We start from the raw sequence: 16586 nt of genomic DNA, 5'->3' as shown, positions 1-16586 counted from the left end.
ATGACGAAGGATACTTCCCGACGTAACCGCACCCTTCCTGTCCGCACTGGCGCTCCTGTTCGCGGGAGCGCCGGCCCGGGCGGCTGGTGCGCATCCAATCTCATTCTTGCAATGATGGCGGCTCTGTTCGCCGCCGTCTGCGCTCTCGAAGTTCTCACGGGCTGATCGACCCTCATCGGTCGCCCCGTTTCAAACGCTGGAGTCTCTTCATGAGCCAGTCCAAACAAGCGAGCATCCTTGATTCTCGCATTCTCGTTCCGGCAATTGCCGACGCATTCAAAAAGCTCAATCCGCGCACGCTTGCGCGCAATCCGGTTATGTTCGTCGTGGCAACGGTATCGGTGCTGACAACCGTGCTGTTCGTTCGCGATCTCATCGTCGGCAACGCAAATCTCGGCTTTTCCTTCCAGATCAATCTATGGCTTTGGTTCACCGTTCTCTTCGCCAATTTCGCCGAGGCTGTAGCCGAAGGGCGCGGCAAGGCGCAGGCGGATTCGCTGCGGAAAACCCGCACGGAAACCCAGGCGAAACTTCTGACCGGTGATGATCGCAGCCAATACACGATGGTAGCCGGCGCTGGCCTCAAGGTGAACGATGTCGTTCTCGTCGAGGCGGGCGACATCATTCCGTCCGACGGTGAAGTCATCGAAGGTGTTGCCTCAGTCAATGAAGCGGCAATAACGGGCGAATCCGCCCCTGTTATCCGCGAATCCGGTGGCGACCGCTCGGCCGTCACCGGTGGTACGCAGGTGCTGTCGGACTGGATAAGGGTTCGCATCACCGCTGCTGCCGGCTCCACCTTCCTCGACCGGATGATTTCGCTCGTTGAAGGCGCCGAGCGCCAGAAGACGCCGAACGAAATCGCGCTCAACATTCTGCTTGCGGGCATGACGCTGATCTTCGTTCTGGCAACCGCGACCATTCCGAGCTTTGCGGCCTATGCCGGCGGCTCCATCCCGATCATCGTGCTGGTGGCGCTGTTCGTGACGCTCATCCCGACGACGATCGGCGCTCTCTTGTCGGCGATCGGCATTGCCGGCATGGACAGGCTGGTGCGTTTCAACGTGCTTGCCATGTCCGGCCGGGCGGTGGAAGCCGCCGGCGACGTCGACACGCTGCTGCTCGACAAGACCGGCACGATCACGCTCGGCAACCGCCAGGCAACCGAATTCCGCCCCGTCACCGGTGTTTCCGAACAGGAACTGGCCGATGCGGCGCAGCTTGCATCGCTTGCCGACGAAACGCCGGAAGGCCGTTCCATCGTCGTTCTCGCCAAGGAAAAATACGGCATCCGTGCCCGCGACATGCAGAAACTGCACGCCACTTTCGTGCCCTTCACCGCGCAGACCCGCATGAGCGGTGTCGATTTCGAAGGCTCTTCCATTCGCAAGGGGGCTGTCGATGCGGTTCTTTCCTATGTCGATGGTGGTGTTACGCAGCAAGGCAATACGGCCCTTGCCGTTAAAACCGAAACGGATGCAACGCGCGACATCCGCACGATCGCGGAAGAGATAGCCAAGACAGGCGGCACGCCGCTTGCCGTGGTGCGTGATGGAAAGCTGCTCGGCGTCGTACAGCTGAAGGATATCGTCAAGGGCGGCATTCGCGAGCGTTTCGCCGAACTTCGTCGTATGGGCATCCGCACGGTGATGATCACCGGCGACAATCCCATGACGGCCGCTGCCATCGCGGCGGAAGCAGGGGTGGACGATTTCCTCGCCCAGGCGACCCCGGAAAACAAGCTGGAGCTTATCCGCGAGGAACAGGCCAAGGGCAAGCTCGTCGCCATGTGCGGTGACGGCACGAACGACGCGCCCGCACTGGCGCAGGCCGATGTGGGTGTCGCCATGAACACCGGCACGGTCGCAGCGCGCGAGGCTGGCAACATGGTCGATCTCGACAGCGATCCGACCAAGCTCATCGAAATCGTCGAAATCGGCAAGCAATTGCTGATGACGCGCGGCGCGCTCACCACATTCTCCATCGCCAACGACATCGCCAAATATTTCGCCATCATCCCGGCGATGTTCCTGGCCTTCTATCCGCAGCTTGGCGTACTGAATGTCATGGGTCTTTCGACACCGCAAAGTGCGATCCTGTCTGCCATCATCTTCAACGCGCTCATCATCATCGCGCTCATCCCGCTCTCGCTGAAGGGCGTCAAATACCGTCCGATCGGGGCCGGCGCGCTGCTGTCGCGCAATCTGGTCATCTATGGTCTGGGCGGCATCATCGTGCCCTTCATCGGCATCAAGGCCATCGACCTCGCCATTACGGCGCTTGGTCTCGCCTGAGGAGTATGGAAATGTTGAAACAGCTACGTCCCGCACTGGTGCTGATCCTTGCCACCACCGCCATCACCGGCCTTGCCTATCCTCTTGGAATGACGGGCCTCGCACAGGCTATCTTTCCCTTCCAGGCAAATGGCAGTCTGATAGAGAAGAATGGGACTGTTGTCGGGTCGCAATTGATCGGGCAGGCCTTCACCGACGAGAAATATTTCCACGGCAGGCCGTCGGCTGCCGGCGACGGCTACAATGCCGCGTCGTCTTCCGGCTCCAACCTGGGACCGACGAGCGCAAAGCTTATCGACCGGGTGAAGCATGACTACGAGGCTGCTAAAGCAGAAAATTCGGCAGCCGAGGTTCCCGCTGATCTGGTGACGGCATCGGGCAGCGGTCTTGACCCGCATGTGTCGCCTGAGGCCGCCTATTTTCAGGTCTCGCGTGTCGCCAAGGCAAGGGGCATGAACGAAGCGTCACTGCGCGCCGTCGTCGACGCCCATGTAGAGGCGCCTGAATTGGGCTTCATGGGCGAGCCCGTTGTAAATGTGCTGGCTCTCAACATGGCTCTTGACGCGGCCGGCTCATGAACTGAAATGGCTATGGCTTCTTTGGAAGCCATAGCTTGTCCACTGGTGGGTTAAATGCCTGACGATAATCGTGATATGCCGAGCAGACCATCGCCGGATGCGCTGCTTGAAAACGCCCGGCGCGAGGCGCGAGGGCGGCTGAAGATTTTTCTGGGCGCAGCACCCGGTGTCGGCAAGACCTATGAAATGCTGATGTCCGGCCGGGCAAAACTCGCGGATGGTGTCGATACCATTATCGGCGTCGTGGAAACGCATGGCCGCAAGGAAACCGAAACACTTGTGCAGGGTTTCGAGATCATTGCGCGCCGGAACATTGATTATCGCGGCCAGGCGCTGGACGAGATGGATCTCGACGCCATTCTCGCCCGTCGACCGGCGCTGGTTCTGGTCGATGAGCTTGCCCACACCAATGCGGCCGGCAGCCGGCATCCAAAGCGCTATATGGATGTTCAGGAAATTCTCGCGCAGGGCATCGATGTCTATACGACACTGAACATTCAGCATGTGGAAAGCCTGAACGATGTGGTGGCGCAGATCACCCGTATCCGCGTGCGCGAAACGGTGCCGGACAGCATCATTGACCGCGCTGACGATGTTGAGATCATCGATATCACCCCCGACGATCTGATCAAGCGCCTGCAGGACGGCAAGGTCTATATGCCCCGCACCGCGCGGCGCGCCATCGAGAACTATTTTTCGCGCGGCAATCTGACGGCCCTGCGCGAGCTTGCGTTGCGGCGCACAGCGCAGCGGGTGGACGAGCAGTTGCTCAACCACATGCAGTCGCACGCCATCTCCGGGCCGTGGGCTGCGGGAGACCGTGTTCTGGTCTGTCTGGACCACGGCGGCAACGGCCCCGGTCTGGTGCGTTATGCCCGAAGGCAGGCCGATCGCCTGCGCGCGCCGTGGACGGCACTGCATCTGGACACGCCTCGCTCTCAGCAATTGTCGGAGGCGGAGAAGGATCGGCTGGCCGGCACCATGCGTCTCGCGCAACAGTTGGGCGGCGAGACAGTAACCCTGCCGGCGCTCGACCTGACGCACGAAATCATATCCTATGCCAACGCCAATAACTTCACCCACATCATCATCGGCCGTCCCAGAAGGTCGTGGTGGCAGAGAATCCTGCAGCGTTCGCTGACGCATGATCTGATAGATCATGCCGGCGATATCAGCGTGCATGTCATTTCCGGCGACAAAAACGTGGAGAAGCCGGTCCAGAGCGTGAAGCCGGCAACGGCTCAATCACGGTTTTCGATACTGCCCTATCTCAACAGCACCCTGTTTGTCGGACTGGCGATCGTGGCCGGCATCGTGCTTGACCAAGCCCTTGATGTTCAAAATCTGGCGCTGGTGTTCCTGATGGCGGTTTTCGCAGCTGCCGTGCGCGGAGGGCTGGGGCCTGGCCTTTATGCTTCCCTGCTTGGTGCCTTTGCGTTCAATTTTTTCTTTCTTGAACCGCGTTATACCCTGACTGTCCGCGATCCCGAAAGCGTCGTGGCGCTGCTGTTCTATCTCGGTGTGGCGCTTGTCGCCTCAAATCTGACTGCGGCGGTGCAGCGGCAGGCCGCAGCGGCACGGATACGTGCGCGAACCACGGAAGATTTGTACCTTTTTTCCAAAAAACTCGCGGTTACCGGCACGCTGGATGACGTATTGTGGGCAACCGCGTTCCAGATGGCGTCGATGCTGAAAGTCAGGGTCGTCCTGCTTCTGCCCGAAAACAATTCGATCACCGTCAAGGCGGGCTATCCGCCTGATGACACTCTCGTGGATGCGGACATTGCGGCCGCACACTGGGCCTGGGAACACAACAAGGCTGCAGGCCGGGGCGCCGATACGCTCCCGGGTGCCAAACGCCTTTATCTGCCGCTACGCACCGGCAGCGGCGCCGTCGGGGTGGTGGGGCTGGACGACGACCGGCTTGGCCCGCTTTTCACACCTGAGCAGCAGCGGCTTTTCGATGCGCTGGCGGATCAGGCGGCACTTGCCATCGAGCGTATCCAGCTGGTTTCGGATGTCGATCGGGCAAGGCTTGCGGCGGAAACCGACCGGCTGCGCACCGCGCTTTTGACCTCCATCTCCCACGACCTGAAAACGCCGCTCGCTGCCATTCTGGGGTCCGCCGGAACGCTGAAGGATTTCGCCGACGACATTCCGCCCGAGGCGCGCACCGAACTGCTTCTAACCATCGTCGAGGAATCCGAACGGCTGAACCGCTTCATCTCCAACCTGCTCGATATGACGAGGATCGGTTCGGGCGCGATGGAGCCGAATTACGGATTGCATTTTGTTGGCGATATTGTTGGAACAGCGCTTTCACGCGCGGCGAAAATCGTTGTCAGGCACGAGATCGTTCTGGACATTCCCTCCGATCTGCCGATGCTGAAGGTCGATCCGGTGCTTTTTGAGCAGGTTCTGTTCAATCTGATCGACAATGCCGCCAAATACGCGCCCGAACAAACCGTAATCCAGATTCGCGGGTGGCGGCAGGGCAGGCATGTCTTCTTGTCCGTTGCCGACGAGGGGCCGGGTATTCCCCCTGATGATACCGAGCGGGTGTTCGACAGTTTCTACCGTGTGCGCAAGGCGGACCATGTGCAGGCCGGGACCGGCCTCGGGCTATCGATCTGCAAGGGGTTTATCGAGGCCATGGGTGGATCTATTCGCGCTGAAAACAGATCAGGTCGCACGGGCGCGCAATTTACCATAAGCCTGCCCGTTCCCGCCGAAGTGCCGGTGCTGAACCATGACTAGGGCTGAAGGAGATCGGCAATGACCAATTCCGCCGTTCGCATTCTGATCGTCGACGATGAACCGCCGATCCGCAAACTTTTGCGGGTCGGTCTCTCGACGCAGGACTATGCGGTCAGCGAGGCGATGAATGCCCGCGTCGCGATGGAGTTGATGAACGAGGACAAGCCCGATCTCGTGGTCCTTGATCTCGGTCTTCCGGATATGTCGGGACACGAGCTTCTGGAGAAATGGCGGAGCGAGGGACTTTCCCTACCCGTCATCATTCTTTCCAGCCGCACTGATGAGGCGGGTATCGTCAAGGCACTGGAGCTGGGTGCCGACGATTACATCACCAAGCCTTTCGGCATGAACGAGCTTGTTGCCCGCATTCGTGTCGCCCTGCGCCATCGCCTTCAGAGCCAGGGTGAGAGACCGGTGTTTCATACCGGCGATCTTTCGGTCGATCTCGTCAGACGCATCGTCAAGGTGGAGGACCGGGAGGTGAAACTCTCGCCCAAGGAATATGATATTCTGCGGGTTCTGGTCCAGCATGCGGGCAAGGTGCTGACGCACCGTTTCCTGCTGGAGCATGTGTGGGACGAGTTGACCGATGTGCAATATTTGCGCGTTTATGTACGCCAGCTTCGCCAGAAGATCGAAAAAATTCCGGATCAGCCGCGCTATATCCTCACGGAAACCGGTGTCGGCTACCGGCTGCAGGAGGTTTGAGGGCGCCGTTACGACACGACGCCCCCAATTGTTTTGTCAAACGGCGGCGCAGATCGACAGGAATTCGTCGACATCAGTCTCGGTCGTTGCGAAGCTGGTGACCATGCGGATCAGCACCTCGTCCTTTCCAACCTTTTCCGGCATATCGCGCGGCACCAGCCAGTCGTAGAACTTTGCGCCTTTCTCCGTTGCCGCTTCAGCGGCGGCCTTCGGCAGAATGGCGAAAACCTCGTTTGCAGTGGTCGGCCATGCCAGACGGGCACTGTTAAGCGAGGCGAAACCGGCGCGCAGCCGATTGGCCATGGCATTGGCGTGGCTTGCGAGACCCAACCAGAGATCGTCCTGCAGATAGGCTTCGAATTGTGCGGCGATGAAGCGCGACTTCGAAAAAAGCTGGGCGGTGCGCTTGCGCAGGAAGGCGAAGTCTTTGGCGAGCGCGGGGTCGAAAAACACGATCGCTTCCGCGCACCAGCAGCCGTTTTTCGTGCCACCGAAAGAGAGCACATCAACGCCGCGTTTCCAGGTCATTTCGGCGGGCGTGGTGCCGAGTGCGGCAAGCGCATTGGCAAAGCGCGCGCCGTCCATATGCAGCGGCAGGCCGTTCTCCTTGGCGATTTTGGCAATCGCGTCGATTTCATCGAGCGTATAGACAGTACCGGCCTCGGTTGCCTGTGTCATGGTAACCGCTGCGGCACGTCCGTGATGAACGGCGTCCTGCGGATAGCGCGAAATGCGCTCGATCAGATTTTCCGGCAGCATCTTGCCGTTCGGTCCCTCGACGGCAACCATGCGCATGCCGGAGAAGAAATCCGGCGCGCCACATTCATCCTCGATCACATGGGCTTCGGAATGACAGAAGGTCAGGCCGCCGGGGCGGGCAATGCTTGCCAGCGAAAGAGAATTGGCCGCCGTACCTGTGGCGACAAAGAACACCGCCACTTCGCGTTCGAATATTTCATTGAAGCGCTTTTCTATGGAAAGGTCGAGGGCGCTGGTGCCATAGGCGGCCGCAAATCGGGTGGATTCCCGCGAAAGGCGCTCGTTGATGGCAGGGTGGGCGCCGGCCCAATTGTCTGAGGCAAAAAACATCTCTGAAAGCTTTCCGATGGCTGTTGTGCTGGTGTTGGGAATGCGTTGACGATGACCGGCAAAGTTCTAGGACCTAACCTCGCGGTTGGCAAATCCGGCAATGAAAGCAACGGCCCGAAGCGTTTTGTGACAAGAAAGTTTCGCGCAATGGGTCAGTATCGAAACTTCGCTGCAAATAGGCGCTGCGACTAATTGGATTCGCACCCTTGCTAAACCCGCGGGTTTCTGCCAAAATTCTCTCGAATTGAGACAGCTTTGCTGTCCTAAATTTGGTCGAGCCGGATTGAATGCGGATTTTTCGGAAAGCGAAATTCGTGTCGAGCCGAATCTTCGCATGAAACCATGCAAGTAATTTTGCAGGAGGGACGAAAATGACAAACAAGCTGCAGGCAGACAACGTCGCCGCAACCCTGACCACAGACTGTCCCACCGCGGCTACGGCCGCACCCGTTTCTGCGAAGGGGCGTTTCGCGGGCGGCCTGCCGGAAAAGCAGGGTCTTTACGATCCGCGCAATGAGCACGATGCCTGCGGCGTCGGCTTTGTTGCCCATATGAAGGGTCAGAAGTCGCACCAGATCGTCAAGGATGGCCTGTTCATTCTCGAAAACCTGACGCATCGCGGTGCTGTCGGCGCTGATCCGCTGATGGGCGATGGTGCAGGCATTCTCGTGCAGATCCCCGACCGCTTTTTCCGCGAGGAAATGGCGAGCCAGGGTGTGACGCTGCCGAAAGCTGGCGAATATGCTGTTGGCCACATCTTCATGCCGCGCGATCCGTCCCGTATCGATCACTACAAGAAGGTCATTGTCGACGTGATAGGCGAGGAGGGACAGCAGTTCCTCGGCTTCCGCGACGTGCCGGTCGACAATTCTTCCCTTTCCAAGGCACCCGATATCGCCGGGACCGAACCGCACCATGTTCAGGTTTTCATCGGCGCCGGCCGCGATGCCGCGACCAATCATGATTTCGAGCGCAAGCTTTTCCTGATCCGCAAGGTTCTCTCCAACCGCATCTACGACGAGGGTGGCGGCAAGGAAACACAGGATTTCTACCCCGTCTCGCTGTCCTCCTCCACCATCGTCTACAAGGGCATGTTCCTCGCCTATCAGGTTGGAGCCTATTACAAGGATCTGGCGGACCCGCGTTTCGAATCCGCGGTTGCGCTGGTGCACCAGCGTTTCTCCACCAACACCTTCCCGTCCTGGAAGCTCGCTCATCCCTATCGCATGGTCGCCCACAACGGCGAGATCAACACGCTGCGCGGCAACGTCAACTGGATGGCGGCGCGTCAGGCGTCTGTTTCGTCGGCGCTGTTTGGCGATGACATCTCCAAGCTCTGGCCGATTTCCTATGAAGGCCAGTCGGACACCGCCTGCTTCGACAACGCGCTCGAATTCCTCGTGCGCGGCGGTTACTCCATGGCCCATGCCGTGATGATGCTGATCCCGGAAGCCTGGTCGGGCAACCTGTCCATGTCGGCTGAGCGCAAGGCGTTCTACGAATATCATGCCGCGCTTATGGAGCCGTGGGACGGCCCGGCCGCCGTTGCCTTCACCGATGGCAAGCAGATCGGCGCAACCCTCGACCGTAACGGTCTGCGTCCGGCGCGCTATCTCGTCACCGACGACGACCGCGTCATCATGGCGTCGGAAGCCGGCACGCTGCCGGTTCCGGAAGAACGCATCATCAAGAAGTGGCGTTTGCAGCCTGGCAAGATGCTGCTGATCGACATGGAAAAGGGCTCGATCATTTCCGACGAGGATGTGAAGCACGAGCTTGCTGCCAAGCACCCCTATCGCACCTGGCTCGACCGCACCCAGCTCATTCTTGAGGATCTGAAGCCGGTGGAGCCGCGGGCGTTGCGGCGCGACGTGTCGCTGCTCGATCGCCAGCAGGCCTTCGGTTACACCAGCGAAGATACCAAGCTCCTGATGTCGCCGATGGCAACGACGGGCCAGGAAGCCATCGGCTCGATGGGTACCGATACGCCGATTTCGGCCATGTCGGACAAGTCCAAGCTGCTTTACACCTATTTCAAGCAGAACTTCGCGCAGGTCACCAACCCGCCGATCGATCCGATCCGCGAAGAACTGGTGATGAGCCTCGTTTCGTTCATTGGTCCACGCCCGAACCTTCTCGATCACGAGGGCGCGGCCCGTGCCAAGCGTCTGGAAGTGCGCCAGCCGATCCTCACCAATGGCGATCTGGAAAAGATCCGCTCCATCGGCCACACCGAAGACCGTTTCGATACCAAGACGCTCGACTTTACCTATGATGTGGAGCGCGGCGCCGAAGGCATGCCTGATATGCTCGACCGCCTGTGCGAGCGAGCTGAATCCGCTGTTCGCGGTGGTTACAACATCATCGTTCTGTCCGACCGTCAGCTTGGCCCGGACCGCATTGCGATCCCCGCGCTGCTGGCGACGGCTGCCGTGCATCACCACCTGATCCGCAAGGGTCTGCGTACCTCGGTTGGCCTCGTCGTTGAAACCGGCGAACCGCGCGAAATCCACCATTTCTGTCTGCTCGCCGGTTATGGCGCGGAGGCGATCAACCCCTATCTCGCCTTCGATACGCTGCTCGACATGCACAAGCACGGCGCCTTCCCGAAGGAAGTGTCCGACGACGAAGTCGTCTATCGCTACATCAAGGCGGTGGGTAAGGGCATCCTCAAGGTCATGTCCAAGATGGGCATTTCCACCTACCAGTCCTATTGCGGCGCGCAGATTTTCGACGCCATCGGCCTGTCTTCGGAATTCGTCGAGAAGTATTTCTTCGGCACCGCCACCTCCATCGAGGGCGTGGGTCTGACCGAGATCGCCGAAGAAACCGTAACGCGCCATACGGCGGCTTTCGGCAAGGACCCCATCCTTGCCAACACGCTCGATATCGGTGGTGAATATGCCTATCGCATGCGCGGCGAAAGCCACGCCTGGACGCCGGATGCCGTCGCCTCGCTGCAACACGCCGTGCGCGGCAACAGCCAGGAGCGCTACCGTGAATTTGCCGGCATGGTGAATGAGACGGCGCTGCGCATGAACACCATTCGCGGCCTGTTCAAGGTCAAATCGGCGGAAGCGCTCGGCCGCAAGCCGGTTTCCATCGATGACGTCGAACCGGCGGTCGATATCGTCAAGCGCTTCTCGACGGGCGCCATGTCCTTCGGCTCGATCAGCCGCGAGGCGCATACCACGCTTGCGATTGCGATGAACCGCATCGGCGGCAAGTCCAACACCGGCGAAGGCGGCGAAGAATCCGACCGTTACATGCCGCTTCTGAACGGCAAGCCGAACCCCGAGCGTTCCGCCATCAAGCAGATCGCATCCGGCCGTTTCGGTGTGACGACGGAATATCTCGTCAATGCCGACATGTTGCAGATCAAGGTCGCGCAGGGTGCCAAGCCCGGTGAAGGCGGCCAGCTGCCCGGCCACAAGGTGGATGCGACGGTTGCAAAGACCCGTCACTCCACGCCGGGCGTCGGCCTCATTTCGCCGCCGCCACACCACGATATCTACTCCATCGAAGATCTGGCGCAGCTGATCTACGACCTGAAGAACGTCAACCCGGAAGCAGATGTTTCTGTGAAGCTCGTGTCGGAAGTGGGCGTGGGCACGGTTGCGGCGGGTGTCGCCAAGGCGCGCGCCGACCATATCACCATCGCCGGTTTCGACGGCGGCACCGGTGCTTCGCCGCTGACGTCGCTGAAGCATGCCGGTTCGCCCTGGGAAATCGGCCTTGCCGAAACCCAGCAGACGCTGGTGCTGAACGGCCTTCGTTCGCGCATCGCGCTGCAGGTGGATGGTGGTCTGAAGACCGGCCGCGACGTCATCATCGGCGCGCTGCTTGGTGCGGATGAATTCGGCTTTGCCACCGCGCCGCTGATTGCTGCGGGCTGCATCATGATGCGCAAGTGCCATCTGAACACCTGCCCGGTCGGCGTCGCAACGCAGGACCCTGTTCTGCGCAAGCGCTTCAAGGGCGCGCCGGAACACGTCATCAACTACTTCTTCTTTGTGGCTGAAGAGGTGCGCGAAATCCTCGCCTCGCTTGGCGTTACCAAGCTGGACGAGATCATCGGCGCTTCCGAACTTCTCGAAAAGGATGAGATGCTGGCGCACTGGAAGGCCAAGGGTCTGGATTTCAGCCGCATCTTCCACAAGGTCGAGGCTCCCAAGGAGGCAACCTTCTGGACCGAGCGTCAGAAGCACCCGATCGACGATATTCTCGATCGCAAGCTGATCGAGAAGTCGCTACCGTCGCTGGAAAACCGCGAGCCTGTCGTTTTCGAAGTGCCGATCAAGAACGTCGACCGTTCCGCCGGTGCCATGCTGTCAGGCGCGCTTGCCAAGCGCTGGGGCCATAAGGGTCTAAAGGACGATACAATCCACGTGACCCTGCGCGGCACGGCCGGTCAGTCCTTCGGCGCGTTTCTCGCTCGCGGCATCACCTTCGATCTGGTGGGTGACGGCAACGACTATGTCGGCAAGGGTCTTTCGGGTGGCCGCATCATCGTGCGTCCGCCGGAAAACACCCGTATCGTCGCGGAAAACTCGATCATTGTCGGCAACACCGTTCTTTACGGCGCCATCACCGGCGAGTGCTATTTCCGCGGTGTTGCGGGTGAGCGCTTTGCAGTGCGCAACTCCGGCGCGGTCGCGGTTGTCGAAGGTGTCGGCGACCACGGTTGCGAATATATGACGGGCGGTATTGTCGTGGTGCTCGGCGAGACGGGCCGCAACTTCGCGGCCGGCATGTCCGGTGGCGTAGCTTACGTTCTCGACGAGAAGGGCGATTTCGCCACCCGCTGCAACATGGCCATGGTCGAGCTGGAGCCGGTTCCGGAAGAGGACGACATGCTGGAGAAGCTGCACCATCACGGTGGCGACCTCATGCACAAGGGACGCGTTGACGTATCCGAGGACATGACGCGTCACGACGAGGAGCGGCTCTACCAGCTGATTTCCAATCACTTCCACTACACCAACTCTGCACGCGCCAAGGATATACTCGACCGCTGGAGCGAGTTCCGTCCGAAATTCCGCAAGGTCATGCCGGTCGAATACCGTCGTGCGCTTGAGGAAATGGAGCGCATGCGCATGGGCGTGGCGGCGGAATAATCCGCCGCGTGAGGATACTACACCAACTGGTCTCGCTGATGATCGCGGTCGCCGTTCCCATGGCGATCTATTGGACAAGCGGCGAGACCGGATTTGAATTCATCGTATTGGGGGCGGCTTTCGGTTTCGCTTACTGGTACTGGGGCCCGACAGGCGCTCCGCTTTGATGTGAGGACATAAACGTGGGCAAGGTTACAGGTTTTCTTGAGATCGACCGGCAGGTGGGCAAGTATCAGCCCGCATCGGACCGTATCCGCCATTTCCGCGAATTCACCATTCCGATGTCGGATGCCGAGGTGCAGAAGCAGGCGGCGCGCTGCATGGATTGCGGCATTCCCTACTGTCACGGCCCGACGGGCTGTCCCGTGCATAACCAGATCCCAGACTGGAACGATCTGGTTTATAACAACAACTGGGAAGAGGCGATCCGCAACCTCCATTCCACCAACAACTTCCCGGAATTCACCGGCCGCGTCTGTCCGGCACCCTGCGAGGAAGCCTGCACGCTGAACCTCGAGGATGCGCCGGTCGCCATCAAGACCGTCGAACAGGCGATTGCCGATAAGGCCTACGAGCTGGGCTTTATCGTGCCTAAGCCGGCGACGATCCACACCGGCAAGAAGGTCGCCATCATCGGTTCCGGTCCTTCCGGCATGGCGGCAGCGCAGCAGCTTGGCCGCGCCGGTCATGAGGTCCACGTTTACGAGCGTGAATCGAAGCCCGGCGGTTTGCTGCGTTACGGTATTCCGGATTTCAAGATGGAGAAGAACTTCATCGACCGCCGCGTCGAGCAGATCAAGGGTGAAGGTGTTACCTTCCATTGCGGCGTCAACGTCGGCGTGGATGTAACGGTCGAAGCGCTTCTGGCTGATCACGATGCGGTTCTTTATTGCGGCGGTTCGGAAACCCCGCGCCCGGCCGGCATCGGTGGCGCCGATTTCAATGGCGTTTACGACGCCATGCCTTACCTCGTGCAGCAGAACCGCCGCGTTGGCCGCGAAAACATCGACAGCATCGGCTGGCCGGCCGATCCGATCCTCGCCGGCGGCAAGCATGTCGTCGTCGTCGGCGGTGGCGATACGGCGTCTGACTGCGTCGGTACGGCCTTCCGTCAGGGTGCGGTTAAAGTTACCCAGCTCGATATCCGCCCGATGCCGCCGGAAAAGGAAGACAAGCTTGCCGTATGGCCCTTCTGGGCAACGAAAATGCGCACCTCTTCTTCGCAGGCAGAAGGCGCAGTTCGCGAGTTCCAGGTGGCCACGCTTGAATTCGTCGGTGAAGACGGCGTTTTGACGGGTGTAAAGTGCTGTCAGGTGGACGACCGGCGCAAGCCCATTGCCGGTACGGAGTTCATCATCAAGGCTGATCTTGCCTTCATCGCCATCGGTTTCTCCGGTCCTTTCACCGATAGCGTGCTGAAGGAAATGGATGGCAAACTGTCGCTCAATACCGATCGTCGCGGTTCCACCAACGTGATCGCCAACGAAACGGACTACAAGACCTCGGTCGACAAGCTGTGGGCGGCGGGCGACGTTCGCCGTGGCCAGTCGCTGGTGGTCTGGGCAATCCGCGAAGGCCGTCAGGCGGCACGTGCGATCGACGAAGAGCTGATGGGCGCAACTGTCCTTCCGCGCTGAGCGAGTTGACGCGGCGCAAGCCGTCGTAACAAAAACGGAAAGGCCTGTTGTGTTTCACAACAGGCCTTTCGTTTGACTGGAGAACCGAAACGCGATGGAGGTTTCGCATTCAGGGGACGGCAACATATCGCGCCTGAGAATTGCAATGACATTACGTCGTGTCCGAAGACTGGGTTCGTTTCAGCAATAGGGAAGGCTGATGCGGAAGGAGGCGCCGCCGGATGGGGAATCACTGATGGTGATCTCCCCTCCATGGTAGCGGACGATCTCCTGCACGAGGTTTAGACCGAGCCCGGTACCGCGATCCTTCGGTCTTAACCGGTGAAATGCGTCAAACACGGCTTCCCGGTCCTCTTCGGGAATTCCGTTGCCTTCGTCGGATATGTCGATCACGCGGTTGGCCCCCACTTTTATGGTGATCGTTCCGCGATTGCCGCCATGTTCGATGGCGTTTTGCACGACGTTCATCAGGGCGCGTTGCAGCGAGGCGTCATCGGCAAGGGCGAGGATGGGCTCTTCGTCCGGCTCGAACGAAAGTTCGTAGCCTTGAGAGATTGCAAGCGGCGCCATATCAGCGACGACAGACCGGCACAGACCAACAAGATCTAGTGGAATAAGCGGCGCTTTTTGCCCGCCAAGTCGCTGCAGATCGAGCAACTGTTCGGCAAGCACGGCGATACGGCTGGCATCGGCCAATATCCTGCTCCGGTCCGGTCCGTCCAGCAACGTTTCGACACGGGTCTGGAGAATGGCGACAGGGGTCCGCAATTCATGGGCGGCATCGAGAATGAAACGCTTGTGCCGTTCGTAACCATCGTCCAGCCGTTGCAGTGCGCCGTTGACGGCATGAACGAGCGGCTGCACCTCCCGTGGAATATCGGCATCCGGTAGTCGATATCCGCGCTTGTCGATATCGATGGTCTCTGCCGAGTGCGCTATGGCGGAAAGGGCAAAAAATTCCCTGCGGATGATCCACGGAATGGTCAAGATCGTCACGATGGACATGATAATGAGGATCGGCATGATCAAGATGTTGGAGAACAGCAGCACGGGGAATGTCATGCTGAACGCCCCACCTTTGCCAATCATGACGAATTCGCCGGCCGGTCCCGAAGCGCGGCGAACGACGGCAATGCGCACGACGGCAAGATAGGAATAGGATAATGCCGCATCGCGCACATCCGAGACTTTGATGTCGCTGAGCTGTTGATCCATGTTGCTGAATGCTTCCGGCACCGGCCCGCCCTGCAGGATTTCACCTTTTTCGCTGACCGCAACGAACCAGAAACCGGGCATGCTGCTGCGCAGTTCGATAAATTCATTTGTTTCGTCAACCATCAGCCGGCCATCCTTGTCACGCATGATGGCATTGGCTGTAATCTGGGCCGCTGCCGGGCTGAGCAGCGCGCTGCCCGCGCCGCCACTGGACAGGTAAGCGACGAAGGCGGCAGTGACGATGAAAAGGCTGCCGATCTGGAACAGCAGCAGTTGAATGGTCAGACGACGTTTGAGTGATTTCCTTTTGGCCGGCTTCATGCGGTTGCCCTCAGCAGATAACCGACGCCGCGAATACCGTGAACCTCCAGACCCGCATCCGCCGCCTGCAATTTACGGCGCAGACGGGAGATATGTGAATCAAGCGCATTGGACTGGATTTCATCGTCGAAATTGTAAACGGCCTCTTCCAGTACCGATCGCAGCACCGTTCTGCCCTGCCGACGCAACAGGGCTTCGAGGATCAGCAATTCGCGTCTGGTCAGGGGAATAAACTCTCCCTTGATGCGAACTTCGCGGGTTTCGAAGCAAAATTCCAGCTTGCCCAGTTTCGCCGTCATCGTCACGCTGCCGGCTGGCCGGCGCATCAGGGCGCGGATGCGGGCAAGGAGCTCCTCGACAGCGAAGGGCTTGGCCAGATAATCGTCCGCGCCAAGGTTCAGGCCGTTCACCCGGTCAGCAAGCGTGCCTTGCGCTGTCAGCACGATGACGGGCGGTGTGACAGGCAGCAGGCGCAGATCTTCTATAAGCTGGATGCCATCGCCATCGGGCAATTGCCGGTCTAGCACGACAAGATCGTGAACACCGTCCATGATCGCATGCCGGGCAAGATCGAGCGTGCCGACATTGTCCACGATGATGTCGAACCGGTGCAGGGCGGCGGAAAGGGCTGCTGCCATTTCGCGTTCGTCTTCAACAAGCAGCAGGCGCATGAATTGTTCTCGGCAGTGTCTGGCGTGTGCCTTCCCGGAGAGGAAGGGACGCGGGGGCATCGGATAAATATCACCGTGCAGTAAGACGCGGGCAGGGGAGGGCAATTGGCCGACCCCGCATTTGCTGCAAAGCTGTATTTATCCTGCCATTGCCGGGTTGCCTCAACATTACGCCGGCTCGAGCCGTAGCAGCGAAGGC

At 59.7% G+C, this 16586-nt stretch carries 11 protein-coding genes; 8 read left to right on the top strand and 3 right to left on the bottom strand.

From position 1 onward, the window contains the following. The 5 genes from CRP02_RS27490 to CRP02_RS07385 are packed head-to-tail and all read left to right on the top strand — an operon-like array spanning position 1 to position 6337. Positions 1-165, top strand: a complete 165-nt coding sequence (locus CRP02_RS27490) for a hypothetical protein (protein WP_174003578.1) — start codon at positions 1-3, stop codon at positions 163-165. 44 nt (positions 166-209) lie between these two features. Further along, on the top strand, positions 210-2294 hold the full coding sequence (gene kdpB, locus CRP02_RS07400; protein ID WP_097170681.1) for a potassium-transporting ATPase subunit KdpB: 2085 nt from the start codon (positions 210-212) through the stop codon (positions 2292-2294). Between the two features lie 11 nt (positions 2295-2305). Beyond that, positions 2306-2872 (top strand): potassium-transporting ATPase subunit KdpC, encoded by a 567-nt coding sequence (gene kdpC / locus CRP02_RS07395; RefSeq protein ID WP_097171284.1) that lies wholly within the window; start codon positions 2306-2308, stop codon positions 2870-2872. Between the two features lie 54 nt (positions 2873-2926). Further along, positions 2927-5629 carry a sensor histidine kinase gene (locus CRP02_RS07390; protein ID WP_097170680.1) on the top strand — a complete coding sequence of 901 codons (2703 nt, stop codon included), beginning with the start codon at positions 2927-2929 and terminating at the stop codon, positions 5627-5629. Between the two features lie 18 nt (positions 5630-5647). Continuing rightward, positions 5648-6337: a response regulator transcription factor gene (locus CRP02_RS07385; protein WP_097170679.1), complete on the top strand. Its 690-nt coding sequence runs from the start codon at positions 5648-5650 to the stop codon at positions 6335-6337. A 36-nt stretch (positions 6338-6373) separates the two neighbouring features. Here CRP02_RS07385 and CRP02_RS07380 read toward each other — a convergent pair whose 3' ends face one another. After that, on the bottom strand, positions 6374-7426 hold the full coding sequence (locus CRP02_RS07380; protein ID WP_003511467.1) for a low specificity L-threonine aldolase: 1053 nt from the start codon (positions 7424-7426) through the stop codon (positions 6374-6376). 371 nt (positions 7427-7797) lie between these two features. Between CRP02_RS07380 and gltB the strand changes: the two genes are divergently transcribed. From gltB to CRP02_RS07370, 3 genes are read left to right on the top strand one after another with little or no spacing between them, the layout of a single operon-like run. After that, positions 7798-12543: a glutamate synthase large subunit gene (gltB, locus tag CRP02_RS07375; protein ID WP_097170678.1), complete on the top strand. Its 4746-nt coding sequence runs from the start codon at positions 7798-7800 to the stop codon at positions 12541-12543. 8 nt (positions 12544-12551) lie between these two features. Further along, on the top strand, positions 12552-12710 hold the full coding sequence (locus CRP02_RS27485) for a hypothetical protein (protein ID WP_179783927.1): 159 nt from the start codon (positions 12552-12554) through the stop codon (positions 12708-12710). 15 nt (positions 12711-12725) lie between these two features. Continuing rightward, positions 12726-14180, top strand: coding sequence for a glutamate synthase subunit beta (locus CRP02_RS07370; RefSeq protein WP_003511464.1), 1455 nt, complete (start codon positions 12726-12728; stop codon positions 14178-14180). A gap of 180 nt (positions 14181-14360) precedes the next feature. Here the strand turns inward: CRP02_RS07370 and CRP02_RS07365 are convergent, their stop codons facing one another. Both CRP02_RS07365 and CRP02_RS07360 read right to left on the bottom strand, forming a co-directional pair. Next, the gene (locus tag CRP02_RS07365; RefSeq protein WP_097170677.1) at positions 14361-15716 is read right to left on the bottom strand and encodes a sensor histidine kinase; all 1356 of its coding nucleotides are present in this window, start codon (positions 15714-15716) and stop codon (positions 14361-14363) included. Beyond that, the gene (locus CRP02_RS07360) at positions 15713-16387 is read right to left on the bottom strand and encodes a response regulator transcription factor (RefSeq protein WP_097099892.1); all 675 of its coding nucleotides are present in this window, start codon (positions 16385-16387) and stop codon (positions 15713-15715) included. The genes CRP02_RS07365 and CRP02_RS07360 overlap by 4 nt, the downstream gene beginning before the upstream one ends. Positions 16388-16586 lie beyond the last annotated feature (199 nt).

The sequence above is a fragment of the Rhizobium sp. AN5 genome (assembly GCF_900215255.1).
GTDB classification, from domain to species: domain Bacteria; phylum Pseudomonadota; class Alphaproteobacteria; order Rhizobiales; family Rhizobiaceae; genus Agrobacterium; species Agrobacterium tumefaciens.
This window is presented reverse-complemented; position numbering and strand designations above follow the sequence as displayed.

Coding starts and splice junctions, on each gene's coding strand:
- CRP02_RS07365 (WP_097170677.1), bottom strand. CDS start 15,716: ATGAAGCCGGCCAAAAGGAAATCACTCAAACGTCGTCTGACCATTCAA.
- kdpB (WP_097170681.1), top strand. CDS start 210: ATGAGCCAGTCCAAACAAGCGAGCATCCTTGATTCTCGCATTCTCGTT.
- gltB (WP_097170678.1), top strand. CDS start 7,798: ATGACAAACAAGCTGCAGGCAGACAACGTCGCCGCAACCCTGACCACA.
- CRP02_RS07380 (WP_003511467.1), bottom strand. CDS start 7,426: ATGTTTTTTGCCTCAGACAATTGGGCCGGCGCCCACCCTGCCATCAAC.
- CRP02_RS07390 (WP_097170680.1), top strand. CDS start 2,927: ATGCCTGACGATAATCGTGATATGCCGAGCAGACCATCGCCGGATGCG.
- kdpC (WP_097171284.1), top strand. CDS start 2,306: ATGTTGAAACAGCTACGTCCCGCACTGGTGCTGATCCTTGCCACCACC.
- CRP02_RS07360 (WP_097099892.1), bottom strand. CDS start 16,387: ATGCGCCTGCTGCTTGTTGAAGACGAACGCGAAATGGCAGCAGCCCTT.
- CRP02_RS27490 (WP_174003578.1), top strand. CDS start 1: ATGACGAAGGATACTTCCCGACGTAACCGCACCCTTCCTGTCCGCACT.
- CRP02_RS07385 (WP_097170679.1), top strand. CDS start 5,648: ATGACCAATTCCGCCGTTCGCATTCTGATCGTCGACGATGAACCGCCG.